This window comes from Rathayibacter sp. AY1G1, from assembly GCF_002932095.1.
Lineage (GTDB): Bacteria > Actinomycetota > Actinomycetes > Actinomycetales > Microbacteriaceae > Rathayibacter.
The window spans coordinates 1-15884 of sequence record NZ_PSUZ01000005.1 but is presented as its reverse complement, the minus strand read 5'-3'; the positions used below and the strand labels follow the sequence as shown (position 1 = coordinate 15884).

The window sequence follows — 15884 nt, the reverse complement described above, 5'->3', positions numbered from 1 at the left end:
TCGCGGGCGCCGTCCTCACGCCTCGGGGATGTCACGGCCGTACGCCTCCAGCGTCACGGCCTCGGGCTCCGGTCCGCCACGCACGCCGGCCTCGAGGGCGTCGATCCGGGCGAGCTCCGAGCCGGAGAGCGCGAAGTCGAACACGTCGATGTTCTCGGCGATGCGCTCGGGGCGGGTCGACTTGGGGATGACCTGGCGGCCCTCCTGCAGGTGCCAGCGCAGCATCACCTGCGCGGCCGTCTTCCCGTACTTGGCGCCGAGCTCGAGGAGCACCGGGTCGTCGAAGCTGCGGCGCGGGGAGTCGCGGTAGGCGGTGATGCCGCCGATCGGCGACCAGGCCTGGGTGAGGATGTCGTTCTCGCAGCCGAAGCGCTCGACCCGCCGCTGCTGGAAGTACGGGTGCACCTCGAGCTGGTTCACCGCGGGGACGACGTCGGTCTCGGTGAGCAGGCGGGTGAGGTGCTCGACCATGAAGTTGCTCACGCCGATCGCCCGCACCCTCCCGTCGGCGAGCAGCCGTTCGAGCGCCCGGTAGGCGTCGAGGGTGCGGTCGAAGGCCTCGGGCAGGGCCTGGTGCAGGATCAGCAGGTCGATCCGCTCGACGCCGAGCTTGCCCGCGCTCTTGTCGAAGGCGTGCAGCGTCTCGTCGTAGCCGTAGTCGCTGATCCACACCTTCGTCTCGAGGAAGACGTCGTCGCGGCCGGCGATCGCCTCGCCCACCTCGCGCTCGTTGCCGTAGGCCGCCGCCGTGTCGATGTGCCGGTACCCCGCGTCGAGCGCGGCGGCGACGGCGGCGCGGGTCTCGTCGGGCGGAGTCTGGAAGACGCCGAGTCCGAGGGCGGGGATCTCGACACCGTTGTGGAGAGTGAACGTGTTCATGAGCCCACGCTACGTCCGCAGACGCCGAGTCGCCCGAGAAGCCGCGCGCGACTCCTCAGGCGACCCCGTCGCTCCGGCCCTGCTCAGCCGTCGATCGGCAGCAGGATCCCCTTCACCGTCTCGTCCGTGGCGAGGAACTCCTGCACGGCCGGATCCTGGAAGGCCTGGACGAGCTTCCTCACGTTCTCGGTGTCGCGGTACTTCGAGCCGATGGTGAGCTGCCCGGCGAAGTCGTCGGGGGCCTGCGGGGCGAAGATCTGCTGCTCGATCGGGATGCCGGCGGCGAGGTAGTACTCGGTGTAGCCGACGGCCGCGTCGAGGTCCGGCAGCGCGCGCGACTGGGCGGCGAAGTCGAGCAGGGTGAACTGCAGGTTCTTCGGGTTCTCGGCGATGTCGTCCTGGGTCGCGGTGCCCGGCTCCGTGCCCGGCTTCAGCGTGATCAGGCCGGCGTTCTGCAGCAGCCAGAGGCCCTGCGCCTCGTTGGCGGGATCGGAGTAGAGCGAGACCGTGCCGCCGTCGGGGATCTGGGAGACGTCGGAGTACTTGTCGCTCCAGAGCCCGAAGCCCCAGCGGAAGACGGGGGTGGCCGCCTCCTCCTCGAAGTCGGGGTTGGCCTCGAGCACCTGTCCCAGCCAGAGCTTGTGCTGGTAGACCGTGGCCGCGACCTCGCCCTCGCTCACCGCGCGGTTGATGGTGTTGCTGTCCGAGAGCCCCTTGAAGGCGACGGTGATGCCGTAGCGCGGCGCCACCTCCTTCGCGACGAAGTCGACCAGGGCCTGCTCGGAGGCATTGCCCTCGGCGGTCGCGACGTAGAGCGTCGCTCCCTCCTGCTCGTTGGCCGAGACGGCGGGGGAGAGGAGCGGGACGGCGATCGCGGAGGCGACGCCGACCACGACGACGGCCGCTCCGGCGATCCAGGGCCAGCGGCGCTTCTTCTTGAGATCGAATCCGAGGTCAACGGGAGTGGACATGGCGGTGCCTTTCGAAGAGGGGGTGCGCGGGCGCGCGGGAGGGGCGCCCGAGGGCGCAGGAGGAGGAGTGGTGGTTCTAGACGGCGGCCGCGACCCGCGGCGCTCGCCGCGAGCGGGAGGCGCCGGGCGTGGTCGCGCGGACGAGGGCGTCGCCGGTGAGTTGCACGGTCGCGACGGTGGCGACCAGGATCACGATGGTGGCGAGCATGACGGTGGTGTCGAAGCGCTGGTAGCCGTAGGTCACCGCGACGTAGCCGATGCCGCCGGCGCCGATCGTGCCGGCGATCGCCGAGTACTCGATCATCGCGATCGTGTTGATCGTCAGGCCGCCGATGATCTGCGGCACCGCCTCGCTGAGCTGGGCGGTCCGCACCACCTGCAGCCGCGACGCTCCGGAGGCGCGGGCGACGCGGGTGAGCGAGAGCGGCACGCTGCGCAGCGCGTTCTCGACGATGCGGGTGAAGAAGGCGATCCCCGCGATCGACATCGGCACGACGGCCGCCGCGATCCCGATGTTGGTGCCGGTGATCAGGCGCGTGAACGGCATGATCGACGCCATCAGGATGAGGAACGGCAGCGAGCGGCCGACGCTGATGACGGCGCTGAGCACCTGGTGAGCGGCCCGGTTCTCGGCCAGCCCGCCCGGAGCGAGGTTGTGCACGAGAGCGCCCAGCGGCACGCCGACCAGCACCACGATCGCCATGACGATGCCGACCATGATCAGCGTCTCGCCGAGCGCCGGCAGCACCAGCGCGGGGATCTGCTCGAGCGGGACCTTGTTGTCGAGGTGGAGGATCATGCCGCCACCTCCTCGGCGAGGACGCGCACGCCGGCGGGCCGGACCGACAGGCCGAGCTCGGCCGCCGCACGGGTGAGCCGCGCCTCGTCGACCGGGCCGAGCCCGATCGTCGCGTGGCCGACCGCCTGCCCGTCCACCGTCTCGATCGCCGCGCCGAGCAGCGAGACGGGGCCGACCGCCTCCGCGAGCCGGGTGACCCAGTCGGTCGGCACTCCGGAGCGGGAGTAGCCCACCACCCATTCGCCCAGACCCGGGCCGGGCGCGACGGCGGGGCGCACCGGGTTGAGGGCGAGGCCGAGCGGGGACGCGGGGTCGCGCAGCAGGTCGACGAGACGGCCTGACTCCACGATGCGGCCGTGGTCGAGGCGGGCGACGGAGTCGGCCACCTGGCGCACCGTCTCCATCTCGTGGGTGATGAAGAGGATCGAGAGGCCCAGGTCGTCGCGCAGCTCCTTCAGGAGCGTGGTGATCGCGGTGGTCGAGGCGGGGTCGAGGCCCGAGGTGGCCTCGTCCGAGAGCAGCACCGAGGGGCGGAGGGCGAGAGCGCGGGCGATGCCGACGCGCTGGCGCTGACCGCCGGAGAGCTGGTGCGGGTAGTAGCGCGCGCGGTCCGAGAGGCCGACGCGCTCGAGCAGCTCCGCGACGCGGCGCTTCGTCTCGGCGGCGGTGACGCCGAGGTACTCCAGCGGCAGGGCCACGTTCTGCTCGGCCGTGCGGCGGCTGAAGAGTCCGTCGGACTGGAAGACGGTGCCGATGCGGCGGCGGGCGACGCGCAGCCGCTCCTCCGAGAGCTGCGAGAGCGCCTCCCCGTTGACGACGACCGTGCCCGAGGTGGGCCGCTCCAGGAGGTTCACGCAGGCGGCGAGCGTGCTCTTGCCTGCGCCGCTCGGGCCGACGACGGCGAAGATCTCGCCGGTCGCGACCGAGAAGTCGAGGCGGTCGAGCACGGTCGCCGGACCGTACGACTTGCTGAGCTGCTCGAGCCGGATCATCGCGTTCCTTCGGACGGGTCGGGCGGCCGCGGCCTCTCCGCGTCGTCCCGGACACGATGATGGAGCACCGCGGGCCCGCCCGTCCCGGCCCGCGTCGCCCGGCGTAACCCTTCGTCGCCGGGCGTAACAGTGCGCGGGGCGGAGGGGGTCGCGGCCGCGAGACGCGACAGGACCGCCGCGGCCGGCAGCACGCGGGCTACCGCGACCGGATGCAGCCGAAGTGGGAGTCGACGACCATCGAGCGCGCCTTCGACGAGGGGTGGTCGGACGAGCCGATGGGGACGAAGGAGAAGTTCTGGCTCGTCGCCGACGGCGATCTGTGGCTCTTCAAGTTCGCCCGCCAGCGAGGAGACGAGACCCGCGGTGAGGACTGGGCGGAGTGGGTGTCGTTCCATCTCGCGCGGATGCTCGACGTCCCGTGCGCGGAGATCCGACCTGCGACGGTGGGCGGTCGGCGCGGAATCATGTCGAGGAACGTCATCGAGCGCGAGCAGATCCAGAGCCTCGAGATCGGGAACAGCCTGCTGCGCCACTCCGATCGCCACTACGACCACGCTCGGAGGCGGCCCAACGACCGCTACACCGTCGATGCGGTGAGACGTGCTCTCGACGGCGTCGACGCTCCTGCAGGCTTCGACGCCGTCGCCGGACTGAGCGGTTTCGACGTGTGGGCGGGCTACCTGCTGTTCGATGCCTGGGTAGCTGGACGGGATCGACACGACGAGAACTGGGCCGTCATCGCCGGACGCGGTCATCGGACCCTCTCGCCCTCGTTCGATCACGGCAATGCCCTCGGGTTCCAGGAGACCGAGGAGAAGCGCGCCGCCTGCCTCGCCGATGAGGCTCTCTTCGACCGGTGGGTGCGGAGAGGAAGGAGTCACCATTTCGCCGGGAGACCGCTGCTGGTCGACCTCGCAGCGGAGGCCCTCGCGGCGGCCTCTCCGGAGGCGCAGGCGTTCTGGCCTGCTCGCCTCCGAGCGGTCGATCCCTCTGCAGTCCGCGAGGTCCTCGCGGCGGTGCCTCCGACCCTGATGTCGGAGACGTGCGCTAGTTTCACGGAAGGACTGCTGGCAGCGACACGGAGGAGGATCCTCGATGACTCTCCTCGTTGATCGACCGGCGCCGCGTCCGACCCCTGGTGTCCGCGAGCTGCTGCTCGTCTGGCAGAACCCTCGTACTCGCCGGTTCCTCCGCGCGGCGGTGCTGTCCGTCGGGGTCGACGGCTTCCTCTTCCGGTACGAGCCGGCGGCTGTCGCCGACGAGGACTTCTTCCCGCTCGCGGAGTTCCCCCGTGTGGACGCGGAGTACCGGAGCTCGTCCCTTCCGCCGTTCTTCGCCAACAGGGTGATGTCGTCCGAGCGCGGCTCGTACGAGGAGTACCTGGGGTGGCTCGGTCTCGAGGCGGCGTCCCCCGACCTCCCCGTCGAGATCATGGTCCGGACCGGCGCGGCGCGAGCGACCGACACCTTCCATGTCGTGGAGAAGCCTCTCCGCACCGCGCAGACCCTCATCAGTCGTTTCTTCGTGGCGGGAGTCCGCCATCGGGCCGAGCTCCCGCTTCCGGTGCTGCCTCTCGAGCAGGGCGACGGGCTGGTCCTCGTGCCCGACGCCTCGAACCTCCGCAACCCGGAGGCCTACGAGGTGGCCTCGGTGTCCGGCGAGCGGATCGGATGGGTGCCGGACTGGCTGTGCGGTGAGGTCGCCGCGCTCATGGCGTCCGGATGGGAGGTCGAGGCGGTCGCCGAGAAGGTGAACCCCGAGGCCCCGTCCCACGTCCAGGTGCTCTGCCGGATCACCGCGACCCTGCGTCACTGAACCCGCTCCCGCTCAGCTCGCGGCGGCCGCCGCGCGGGGGCTCTCGGCGCTCGCCTCGCGGTCGAAGCGCTCGCGGCTGAAGACCTGGTCGGCGGTCGTCAGAGCGAGGCCGATCACGCCCGCCAGCTCGCCCAGGTCCGACGTGTGGATGGTCAGGTGCCGCGTGGCGAGCGGGTGGGTGCGCAGGTAGACGCGCTCCCGCAGGCCCGACATCAGCACCTCGCCGCAGTCGCCGAGCTGGCCCGAGATCACGATGGTCCGCGGGTTGAGGATGTTGACGAGGTCGGCGACCGCCTCGCCGAGGACGCGGCCGGCCTGGCGCACCGCCTGGGTGGCGCGCATGTCGCCGCGGAGCACGCGGGCCGTGACGTCGGCGACGTGCTTGATCGAGGGGTCGTCGGCCGAGAGGTCGCGGACGAGGGCCCAGCCGCTCGCATACGCCTCCACGCAGCCGGCGTTGCCGCAGCGGCAGGGCAGCGGATCCGCGTCGACCGTGCCCGTGACCGCGCGGGTGTGGCCGATGTCGCCGGCCGCGCCGACGGCTCCGCGGATCGTCGCTCCGTTGAAGACGAGGCCCGAGCCGATGCCGGTGCCGAGCTTCAGGCTGATCAGGTTGTCGGAGCCGTGGTGGCGCGACTCGGCGAGGGCGCGGGCGTTCGCGTCGTTCTCGATGACGACCTGCACGCCCTCGTACGGCTGGGCGAAGTAGCCGGCGATGTCGAAGTCGTCCCAGCCGGTCATGATCGGCGGATTGCGCACGCGCCCGGCGGCGAACTCGACCGGCCCCGGGACTCCGACGCCGATGCCGGCGACCGCGTCGCCCTGCTGCAGCCGCTCGAACGCGGCGAGCACCAGCGAGAGCACGGCGTCCGGTCCCTCCCAGACGTCGACGACGCCGCTCTCGTGCCGGAGGGGGGTGCCGCGCAGGTCGCAGGCGGCGGCGACGAATCCGCTCGCCCCGATGTCGGCGGTGAGGAACACCGTGCCGACGAGGTTCATCGCGAACATGCTCGAGGGGCGCCCGCCGGTCGACTCGCCGCCGGTGGTGGGGGCGATCAGGCCGAGCTCCACAAGGGTCGCGAGGCGCTGGTTGACGGTGGAGCGGGAGAGCCCCGTCTGCTCCATCACCGCGTTGCGCGAGACCTCGCCCTGCTCGCGGAACAGCGCGAGGACGTCGGCCACGTGCGAACCGGCCTCGCCGGTGGAGTACCCCGTCATCGCTCCCCCTCTTGTCACGGTCAGCGTACATGCCTGCCGACGGGAAACCTGAAGTTCCCCGACTTTCGTATTGCGGTAACGCGAAAGCCCCGGTAGTTTTCACACACCGGCACGCAGTGGTGCCACTGATCCTCAAGGATGACGATGAACCGCACAGCACGCCGCCTCCTCCCGGTTCTCGCACCGGTCGGCGCCCTCGCACTCCTCCTCACCGGCTGCGCCTCGGGTGGCGACACGGCCGCCGGCGGCTCCGGATCGACCAAGGTCGCCGCGGTCATCAAGGGCCTCGACAACCCCTTCTTCCAGGCGATGGAGAACGGCATCGAGGACACCGCGAAGGACGACTCCGTGGACGTCTCGGTGCAGGCCGCCGCCGACATCGGCGACACCACCGGCCAGGCCGACAAGCTCACCACGGTCGCCGGCCAGGACTTCGGCTGCCTGATCGTCAACCCGATCAGCGGCACGAACCTGGTGCAGGCCCTCGCCTCCGCCACCGGCAAGACGATCGTCAACATCGACAGCCCGCTCGACCCCGACGCGGTCGAGGCCGCGAACCTCGACGTGACCACCTACATCGGCACCGACAACGAGGCCGCGGGCGGCAAGGCCGGCGACTTCCTCCTGCAGCAGCTGCCCGCCGGCTCCGAGGTCGCCGTCATCGGCGGAGTCTCGGGAGACGTCACCAGCGCCGCCCGCGTCGACGGCTTCACCGCCGCGATCGGCTCCGACCTCACCGTCGTCCAGGAGGCCGCGGCCGACTGGAAGCGCGAGGTCGCGCTGACCAAGGCGACCGACATCCTCGCCGCGAACCCCGACGTGAAGGCGTTCTTCGCCGCGAACGACGACATGGGCCTCGGCATCGTCAAGGCCGTCGAGAACGCGGGCCTCACCGGCTCCGTCCAGGTGGTCAGCGTCGACGGCAACGAGGACGCGCTGCAGTCGGTGAAGGACGGCGGGCTCACCGCCACCGTCGCCCAGTACCCCTACGCGATCGGCCAGCTCGGCGTGCAGGCGTGCGAGGCCGTCGGCGCCGGCGAGGAGATCCCCGCCGAGATCGAGTCGCCCACCGCGCTCGTGACCTCCGAGACCGCGGAGCAGGCCCTCGGCGCCTTCCCCCAGCCGTTCGAGGAGTTCGACAACCCGCTCGCCGCGCTCGTCCCCAGCAAGTAGGACCTCCCGCCCATGGCAACCCAGGAAGCGACCATGACCTCAGTCACCGCCCGACCCCCGGCCAGCGCCTCCCCGCTGCTGGCGAACCTGCGTCAGCTCAGCTTCTGGGCCGAGAACGCCGCACCGATCGGGCTCGTCGCCCTGGTGATCGTGTTCTCGATCGCGACGCCGACGTTCCTCAGCCTCGGCAACATCAAGGCGATGCTCGTCGCCGCCGCGATCCTGGTCATCCTCTCGATCGGCCAGTCCTTCGTCATCACCACCGGCGGCATCGACCTCTCGATCTCGGCGACGATGACCGTCGGAGCGGTCGGCTTCGGCATCGGCTGGAGCGCCGGCTGGGGCTTCTGGCTCTCGGCGCTCGCGGCCCTGCTCTTCGCGGGGCTGATCGGAGTGATCAACGGCTTCCTGATCGCGAAGGGCAAGGTCACCGACTTCATCGCGACACTGGGCACGCTCTCGGTGGCGACCGGCCTCGCGCTGATCGTCTCCGACGGCAAGCCGATCACGGTCGGCAGCCCCGAGCTGCTCCGCCTCACCACCGGCTCGATCGGGATCATCGGCTACCCGATCATCCTGGCCGCGGTCATCGGAGTCGTCGCCTGGGTCGTCATGTTCCGCACCCGCTTCGGCCTGCACGTGCAGGCGGTCGGCGGCAACGAGGAGAGCGCGGTCGCCAACGGCATCAAGGCCGGACGCGTGCGCATCGCGGTGTACATCATCGCCGCCGTCCTCGCCGGAGTCGGCTCGCTCCTCCTCGTCGCCCGCGTCGGCGCTGCGGAGCCGGCCATCAACACGCAGTACCTGCTCAACTCCATCGCGGCCGTCGTGCTCGGCGGAGTGAGCCTCACCGGCGGCAAGGCGAAGATCGTCGGCCCGATCATCGGAGCGTTCCTCCTGACCGCGCTGACCAACGGCCTGACCCTGCTCGGCGTCTCGCAGTTCTACCAGCCCCTCGCCGTCGGCCTGGTGGTCGTGCTCGCCGCCCTCATCACCCGCTACCAGAAGAAGTGAGCCCAGCCATGACCAGCGACATCCTGCTCGAAGCGCGGGACATCAAGAAGTCCTTCGGCGGCGTCCACGCTCTCAAGGGAGCGTCGATGTCGATGCGCCGCGGCGAGATCACCGCCCTGATCGGCGACAACGGCGCGGGCAAGTCCACCCTCGTCCGCTGCCTCTCCGGAGTGCACCCCGCCGACTCCGGCACCATCACCCTGGACGGCGACGTGGTGCACTTCACCACTCCGCTCGGCGCCCGGGACGGCGGCATCGAGACGGTGCACCAGACCCTCGCCCTGGTCGAGGACCTGACCGTGTGGCAGAACTTCTTCCTCGGCCGGGAGCTCACCAAGGGCGTGCCCGGGGTGCGGTTCCTCGACCGGACGCAGATGAAGAAGACGGCCCAGGAGCTGCTCGGCGACCTCGCCGTGAACGTCCCGCCGGTCACCAGCAAGGTCCGCCGCCTCTCGGGCGGCCAGCGCCAGGCGGTCGCGATCGCCCGGGCCGCGGGCTGGGGCAGCAAGATCGTGATCATGGACGAGCCGACCGCGGCGCTCGGCGTCCAGGAGACGGCGCGCGTCGAGAAGATCATCCTCAAGCTGCGCGACGCCGGAGTGGCCGTGCTGCTGATCAGCCACAACTTCGACCAGGTGATGCGCCTGAGCGACCAGGTGTGGGTGATGCGCGCGGGCCTCGCCGTCGCCGGCCGCCGCACCGCCGAGACCAGCGGCGACGAGCTCGTCTCGCTGATCACGGGCGCGAAGGCCGCCTGATGCACCCCGAGTTCCTGCACCGCGGGAGCACGGAGCGCTCGTCGCCGATCGGGGTCCACGCGGGCCTGCTCGTCGGCGACTGGACGCCGGAGTCGGGGCGCCGCGCGATCGGCGCCGCCGCCTCGATCGGCTTCGACCTGATCGAGATCCCGGCGCCCGACGACCCCGACGCCTCCGCGTGGACCGCCGACCTGCTCGACGAGCACGGGATCGACGCGGTCGTCTCGCTCGCGCTGGACGCCGACTCCGACATCACGGACCAGGCCACGGCCGGCCGCGGCGAGGAGCGGCTCCTGGCGGCCGTGCGGTTCGCCGAGGCGATCGGCGCGCGGTACGTCGGCGGAGTCACCTACTCGGCCATGCGCAAGTACGAGCACGCGGCCGACGCGGCTGCCCGCTCGCGCTCGCTCGACGTGCTGCGGAGGGTCGCCGCGGCCGCCGCTCCCGCCGGCGTCGTCGTCGGAGCGGAGTACGTGAACCGCTACGAGAGCAACCTGCTGAACACGGCCGCCCAGACCGCCGCGTTCCTCCGCGAGCTCGACGCGCCGAACGTGCTCCTGCACCTCGACACCTTCCACGCCCACCTCGAGGAGGTCGACCTCGCGAGCGCCGTCCGCGACGCCGGCGACCTGCTCGGCTACCTCCACGCCTCCGAGAACCACCGCGGAGAGCTGGGCACCGGGAGCACCGACTGGACCGGGCTCGCGGCGGCGCTCGCCGACTCCGGCTACCGCGGCCCGCTCACCCTCGAGAGCTTCTCGCCCGCCGTCCAGCCCCCGGCCTCGGCCGAGGGCATGGGCCTCTGGCGCGAGCTCTGGCACGACCCCGTCGCCCTCGCGACCTCCGGTCACGCGTTCCTCGCGGACCTGCTCGACACCGACCCCGCGGCCCGACGCCGCTCCTGAACCTCTCGAACCAAGGAGCACCACCATGACCACGAACCCTCTCGGAGTGCACGCCCTCGTCTTCGCCGGCGGCACCACCCCCGACGAAGTGACCGCGACGATCGAGCAGACCAAGGCGGCCGGATTCGACCTGCTGGAGCTCTCGCTGCACGACGTGCAGAACCTCGACACCGCCTCCGCCCGCGCCGCCCTCGAGGCGAACGACCTCGGCATCGTCTGCTCGCGCGGCCTCGCCTTCTCGGCCGACGTCTCCAGCGACGACCCGGAGGTGGTGGCCCGCGGCGCGAAGCTGCTCGCCGACTCCCTCGAGACCACCCACGCGCTCGGCGGCACCCACTTCACCGGCGCCCTCTACAGCGCGCTCGGCAAGTACAGCGCGCCCCTCTCGGCCGCGGGCCGCGCGAACGTCGTCTCGGTGCTGACCGACCTCGCCGCCGAGGCTGCGACGAAGGGCATGACCCTCGGCCTCGAGATCTGCAACCGCTACGAGACCAATGTCATCAACACCGCCGCGGACGCCCTGCGCCTCGCCGACGACATCGGCGCCGACAACGTCCTGATCCACCTGGACACGTACCACATGAACATCGAGGAGGACGACTTCTTCCGCCCGGTGCTGCTGGTCGGGGATCGTCTCGGGTATGTCCACATCGGCGAGAACCACCGCGGCTACCTCGGCAGCGGCCACCTCGACTTCACGACGTTCTTCCACGCCCTCGCCGCGATCGACTACCGCGGACCCATCACCTTCGAGTCGTTCTCGTCGGCCGTCGTCTCGCCGACCCTCTCGAACGACCTGGCCGTGTGGCGGAACCTCTGGAACGACGGCCCCGCGCTCGCCCGCCACGCCCACGGCTTCCTGGTGAACGCGCTGGAGAGCAGCCGTGGCGAGGCCTGAGACCGAGGTCGCGCCCGACGCGGTGCGGCCCGGCCTCGACGAGCTGGCCGGGCGCGCGCTCGCGCTGACCTCGCCGGGCCGCCGCGCGATCGTCGCGATCGCCGGCAGCCCCGGGGCCGGCAAGACCACGCTCGCCCGGGCCGTGGTCGCCCGCGCGAACGAGCTCGCGGGGGAGGGGACCGCCGCCTTCGTGCCGATGGACGGCTTCCACCTCGCCAACGCCACGCTCGACGAGCTCGGCCGCCACGACCGCAAGGGCGCCCTCGACACGTTCGACGGCTGGGGCTTCCTCGCCCTGGTGCGGAGGCTGCGCGCCGAGACCGACCACGTCGTCTACGCGCCCACCTTCGAGCGCACCGTCGACGAGGGAGTGGCCGGCGCGCTGGCGGTGCACCCCTCCGCGTCGCTCGTCGTGCTGGAGGGCAACTACCTCCTCGTCGACGAGGGCCCGTGGGCGCTGCTGCGCGCCGAGTTCGACGAGGCCTGGTTCTGCGCGACTCCCGAGACCGAGCGCTTCGAGCGCCTGGTCGACCGCCACGTCTCCTTCGGCCGCGCCCCCGAGGCGGCCTCCGCCTGGGCCTCCGAGGTCGACGGGCGGAACGCGCTGCTGATCGAGGCCACTCGCGACCGCGCCGACCTGATCGTATCGGGGACGGCGGCGGGGGTGGTCTGACGCCGGACGGGCCGAGGGGCTGTCCGCTTCGGGGCGCGACGTGGGCTCTCGGGCGTGTCCGGCCGGTCGATCGGTGGGACGACGGAGGACCCGTCGCCCGGCGGATGCGGTCTCGAGGGGTCGGTGTCAGGCTCGAGGGATGGACGACTCGACACGGAACTCCTCGGAACAGCCGCCTCCCACCACCCCGCCGGCCGCTGCGCCCCCCGGAGCCGGGCAGCCGCCCCTCCCCGTCGCTCTCCTCCTCCTGCTGCGGCGGAGCGACGGGCGGCCCGCGGCTTCGTCGGGCGCTCTCGACACCGTCCTGGCCGCCTCCGTCCTCGCGGAGCTCTCCCTCCAGCGGCGCGTCGAGGTGGACGCCGGAGCGGTCGCCCTCGGGACGGAGCGGTCGGCGCTCGGGGACGCCGTGCTCGACGGGGCACTCGGGTGGATCGCAGCGGAGCGAGCACCGCGCAGCGTCTCCTGGTGGATCGCCCGCCTCACGCGGAGGGAGCTGCATGCCGCCCTCCTCGAGCGGGTCGCCGCCGTGGAGCCGGCGGAGGACGAGCGGCTGCGGATCCGGGTCGCCGAGGTCCTCGCGGCTCGGACGGCGCCCCTTCCGTCGGACGCGGCGCTCATCGGCCTGCTCGACGCGGCCGGAGCGCTCTCGCCGAGGCCCGGCATTCCGGACCGGCAGGCGATCCGGTCGCTCGCGGCGCAGCACTGGGCAGGGCCGGCGGCCGCCGCCGTCCTCGCGGGAACCGCCGCGAGCGTCACGGGAGCCGCGGTGATCGCGGCGACGACGACGGTCACGATCACCGGCATGTGATCCGACGCGTGCGACTCGCTGAAGCCGCGCGCCCCTATTCCGCCGGGTAGTCGGGCGCGACGAAGACGCAGAACGGGTGGCCGGCCGGATCGGCGAGGACGTGGAGCGCCTCCTCCGGGTCCTCGCTCCTGTCCTCGATCAGCTCGGCGCCGAGGGTGAGCGCCCGGGTCTTCTGCCGGTCGAGCTCGTCGGCGTCCGCGACCATGAAGTCGAGGTGCAGCTGCTGCGGGACGGGCCCCTCCGGCCAGGTCGCGCGCGGCAGGGCGGCCACCCGCTGGAACGTGAGCTTCGCGCCGTCGGCGGTGACGATCGCGACCCACTCTGCCTCGTCGTCCGAGCCGTCCGCGGGCGGCTCGTCGCCGGGGCGGTACTCGCCGCCGAGCAGGGCGAGGTAGAAGGCGGAGAGGGCGCGGGCGTCCTCCGTGTCGAGGACGACCTGGCGCAGGCGCATGCGGGCAGGGTACCGCCGGACGGCACCGGAGAGGGATGACGTGCTGTGCGGGACGGCTGCGGCGGGCCGGGCGTCGTGGGTCGCGGCCCGACGTCGGCTGAGAAGGGGGGTCCCTGCCCCGACACGGCAGGCCGCGTCTCAGCGGAGGTTGTCCAGCTCTCTCGCTCCCGACCGCGCCGCCCTGCCACTCCGCGCCCGCTTCCTCAACCCCTCCCGGCTCCCGGCCTCGCGCCAGGGCCCGGCGCGTACTGTGGCCGCTGACTCACGACGGCTACGAGGGAGACACCATGACGGAGCAGATCGGAATCCCCGAGGCCGCGGCACTGGGGAGCGAGCGGCGGAGCATCGCGATCCTCGGAGCGGGCGGCGACCTCACCGAGCGGCTGCTGCTGCCGGGCCTGGGCCGGGTGGCCGAGCTCGCGCGCGACCTCGAGCTCACGCTGATCGGCGCGGCGCGCACGCCCCAGACCGACGAGGAGTGGCAGGGCCTCGTCCGCCGCAGCCTCGAGGCGGCCGGAGTCGCCGCGCACACGGTCGAGGCCCTCGCGTCACGGGCGCGCTTCGTCGCCACCGACGCCTCCGACCCGGAGCAGCTGAAGGCCCTCCTCGACGCCTGCCCGTCGACCCCGGTGCTCTACGTCGCCCTGCCGCCTGCGATGGGGCACAAGGTCGCCGCCTCGCTCGCCGAGCTCGACCTCCCCGAGGAGCTGGTCGTCGCCATCGAGAAGCCGTTCGGCGAGGACCTCGACGACGCGATCGCCCTCAACGCGGCGTTCGCGAAGGTCCTCCCCGAGAGCCGCCTCTGGCGCATCGACCACTTCCTCGGCAACGCGACCGTGCTGGGGATGCTGGGCCTGCGGTTCGGCAACAGCCTGCTCGAGGGGAGCTGGAGCGCCGAGTGGATCGAGAAGGTCGAGATCGTCTACGACGAGACGCTCGGCATCGAGGGCCGCGCGGCCTTCTACGAGAAGACCGGCGCGCTGCGCGACATGCTGCAGAGCCACCTCCTGATGGTGCTCGCGCTGACCACGATGGAGCGCCCCGACGAGGTCGCGCCCGACGAGGTCCACGCGCGCATGGCCGAGGTGCTCGGCGCCGTGCGGCTCTGGCGCGACGACCCCTCCTCCGCCCGCCGAGCCCGCTACACCGAGGGCCGCGTCGACGGCCGCTTCTTCCCCTCCTACGTCGACGAGCCCGACGTCGACCCCGAGACCGGCACCGAGACCCTCGCGCAGCTGCTGCTCCAGGTCGACACTCCGCGCTGGGCGGGCGTCCCCTTCGTCCTCCGCTCCGGCAAGGCGATCGGCGACCCGCGCCGCGAGGTGGCGATCCACTTCCGCGCCGCCACGCCCCCGCGCGGCCTGCAGGCGGCCGAGGGCGACGCCGGGACGGTCCTCCGGATCGGCCTCAAGGGCGGCGACGTCAGCCTCGACCTGGTCGTGAACAGCGCCGACGAGCTGACCGATCTCGAGCGCACCACCCTGACGGCGCAGCCCGGCGCGGCCACGCTCGACCCCTACGCGCAGGTCCTCGCCGGGATCCTGCAGGGCGACACCCTGCTCTCGGTCCCGGGCGACGTGGCCGAGCAGTGCTGGCGCATCATCACTCCGGTGCTCTCCGCCTGGGCCGCGGGCGACGCTCCACTGGACGAGTACGAGGCAGGGAGCGCGGGGCCCGAGGGCTGGTGAGCGCGCGGTGAGGCGGGCGGGCTGAGGCGGGGGCGCGTGGCGTGATGCGGGGTCGGGTCCGCCGACGCCGGTCGCGTCGCCTCCCGCCCGGCTCCGCTGCTAGCCGTCCCGCTGGTCGACCCGTCCCGCCGGTCGACCCTCCTGCCGGTCGACCTCGCCGCCCGTTGACCCTCCCGCCGGGGGAGACGGGATGCTGGAGGCATGGTGGGCATCGGGGAGTACGCAGGCATCACGGGTCTGAGCGTGAAGGCGCTCCGGCACTACGACGAGAAGGGCGTGCTGGTCCCGGCGGAGGTCGACGAGCGGTCGTCGTACCGCCGGTACGCCGACGCGCAGGTCCGGGTCGGAGTCGTGATCGGCGCGCTCCGGAGCGCGGGGGTCCCGCTGCCCGAGGTCGCGGCGGCGACTCGAGCCGGCACCGCGGCGGAGGCGCTGCTGGCGCACACGGAGCGCGTGCTCGCGGAGCGGGAGCAGGAGGACCGGGCGTTCGAGGCCGCCGAGGTGACGCTGCGGGCGCTCGCCGTGCCGGTCGAGGTCGCCGAGCGGACGATGCCGGCGCAGCCGTACGTCGGCCAGGTCCTCACGATCGCCCTGGACGAGGCCGACGGGCCGGGCGACGACGAGGCGAACGAGATCCTCGGCGCGCTCGCCACCCGAGTGCACGCGGCGGGGCTCGGGCCGACGGGACGTTTCTGGACGGCGCTCCGGGCGGGCGAGCGGGGTTCGGCGGAGCTCGTCTGCTGCTGGCCGACGTCGGCGGAGGCGGAGGGCGACCTCGCTGATCTCGCCGCGGTCCTCCCGGCGCGCACCGAGCTGGTCGCCACCTGGCGGCCTCGCGACGG

General features: G+C 72.4%; 17 protein-coding genes. 11 read left to right on the top strand and 6 right to left on the bottom strand.

Annotated elements, in window-relative coordinates:
* Positions 1-15 precede the first annotated feature (15 nt).
* The 4 genes from C5C36_RS03905 to C5C36_RS03890 all read right to left on the bottom strand — a co-directional run bounded on the left by C5C36_RS03905 (position 16) and on the right by C5C36_RS03890 (position 3641).
* Positions 16-879 carry an aldo/keto reductase gene (locus C5C36_RS03905; protein ID WP_104309302.1) on the bottom strand — a complete coding sequence of 288 codons (864 nt, stop codon included), beginning with the start codon at positions 877-879 and terminating at the stop codon, positions 16-18.
* A gap of 83 nt (positions 880-962) precedes the next feature.
* Entirely contained in the window at positions 963-1850 is an 888-nt protein-coding gene (locus tag C5C36_RS03900) for a MetQ/NlpA family ABC transporter substrate-binding protein (RefSeq protein WP_104309301.1), read from the bottom strand.
* 76 nt (positions 1851-1926) lie between these two features.
* The gene (locus C5C36_RS03895; RefSeq protein WP_104222708.1) at positions 1927-2649 is read right to left on the bottom strand and encodes a methionine ABC transporter permease; all 723 of its coding nucleotides are present in this window, start codon (positions 2647-2649) and stop codon (positions 1927-1929) included.
* Positions 2646-3641: a methionine ABC transporter ATP-binding protein gene (locus tag C5C36_RS03890; protein ID WP_104257782.1), complete on the bottom strand. Its 996-nt coding sequence runs from the start codon at positions 3639-3641 to the stop codon at positions 2646-2648. Before C5C36_RS03890 ends, C5C36_RS03895 begins: the two co-directional genes overlap by 4 nt.
* A 209-nt stretch (positions 3642-3850) precedes the next feature.
* Between C5C36_RS03890 and C5C36_RS03885 the strand changes: the two genes are divergently transcribed.
* Together C5C36_RS03885 and C5C36_RS03880 are read left to right on the top strand one after the other, a co-directional pair.
* Positions 3851-4753: a hypothetical protein gene (locus C5C36_RS03885; protein ID WP_104222710.1), complete on the top strand. Its 903-nt coding sequence runs from the start codon at positions 3851-3853 to the stop codon at positions 4751-4753.
* Positions 4737-5456, top strand: a complete 720-nt coding sequence (locus C5C36_RS03880) for an HIRAN domain-containing protein (protein ID WP_146079454.1) — start codon at positions 4737-4739, stop codon at positions 5454-5456. The genes C5C36_RS03885 and C5C36_RS03880 overlap by 17 nt, the downstream gene beginning before the upstream one ends.
* A gap of 12 nt (positions 5457-5468) precedes the next feature.
* On the opposite strand, the gene C5C36_RS03875 is transcribed toward C5C36_RS03880, so the two are convergent.
* Positions 5469-6674 carry an ROK family transcriptional regulator gene (locus C5C36_RS03875; RefSeq protein ID WP_104222712.1) on the bottom strand — a complete coding sequence of 402 codons (1206 nt, stop codon included), beginning with the start codon at positions 6672-6674 and terminating at the stop codon, positions 5469-5471.
* Between the two features lie 144 nt (positions 6675-6818).
* Here C5C36_RS03875 and C5C36_RS03870 point away from each other — a divergent pair, with 144 nt between their 5' ends.
* The 7 genes from C5C36_RS03870 to C5C36_RS03840 all read left to right on the top strand — a co-directional run bounded on the left by C5C36_RS03870 (position 6819) and on the right by C5C36_RS03840 (position 12903).
* On the top strand, positions 6819-7847 hold the full coding sequence (locus C5C36_RS03870; RefSeq protein WP_104222713.1) for a substrate-binding domain-containing protein: 1029 nt from the start codon (positions 6819-6821) through the stop codon (positions 7845-7847).
* Positions 7848-7880: 33 nt separating this feature from the next.
* Entirely contained in the window at positions 7881-8861 is a 981-nt protein-coding gene (locus C5C36_RS03865) for an ABC transporter permease (protein WP_104222714.1), read from the top strand.
* Positions 8862-8869: 8 nt separating this feature from the next.
* Entirely contained in the window at positions 8870-9619 is a 750-nt protein-coding gene (locus C5C36_RS03860) for an ATP-binding cassette domain-containing protein (protein WP_104222715.1), read from the top strand.
* Complete coding sequence (locus C5C36_RS03855) at positions 9619-10524, top strand: sugar phosphate isomerase/epimerase (protein ID WP_104309300.1); 906 nt, start codon at positions 9619-9621, stop codon at positions 10522-10524. The genes C5C36_RS03860 and C5C36_RS03855 overlap by 1 nt, the downstream gene beginning before the upstream one ends.
* A gap of 25 nt (positions 10525-10549) precedes the next feature.
* Positions 10550-11422 carry a sugar phosphate isomerase/epimerase gene (locus tag C5C36_RS03850; RefSeq protein WP_104222717.1) on the top strand — a complete coding sequence of 291 codons (873 nt, stop codon included), beginning with the start codon at positions 10550-10552 and terminating at the stop codon, positions 11420-11422.
* Entirely contained in the window at positions 11409-12095 is a 687-nt protein-coding gene (locus tag C5C36_RS03845) for a nucleoside/nucleotide kinase family protein (protein WP_208543338.1), read from the top strand. Before C5C36_RS03850 ends, C5C36_RS03845 begins: the two co-directional genes overlap by 14 nt.
* Before the next feature lie 139 nt (positions 12096-12234).
* Entirely contained in the window at positions 12235-12903 is a 669-nt protein-coding gene (locus C5C36_RS03840; protein WP_104309299.1) for a GPP34 family phosphoprotein, read from the top strand.
* Between the two features lie 34 nt (positions 12904-12937).
* Here C5C36_RS03840 and C5C36_RS03835 read toward each other — a convergent pair whose 3' ends face one another.
* Complete coding sequence (locus tag C5C36_RS03835) at positions 12938-13354, bottom strand: VOC family protein (RefSeq protein WP_104273387.1); 417 nt, start codon at positions 13352-13354, stop codon at positions 12938-12940.
* Between the two features lie 287 nt (positions 13355-13641).
* Between C5C36_RS03835 and C5C36_RS03830 the strand changes: the two genes are divergently transcribed.
* Positions 13642-15042, top strand: coding sequence for a glucose-6-phosphate dehydrogenase (locus C5C36_RS03830; RefSeq protein ID WP_104309298.1), 1401 nt, complete (start codon positions 13642-13644; stop codon positions 15040-15042).
* Between the two features lie 201 nt (positions 15043-15243).
* On the top strand, positions 15244-15884 hold a 641-nt coding region (locus C5C36_RS03825; RefSeq protein ID WP_104309297.1), incomplete at its 3' end, for a MerR family transcriptional regulator.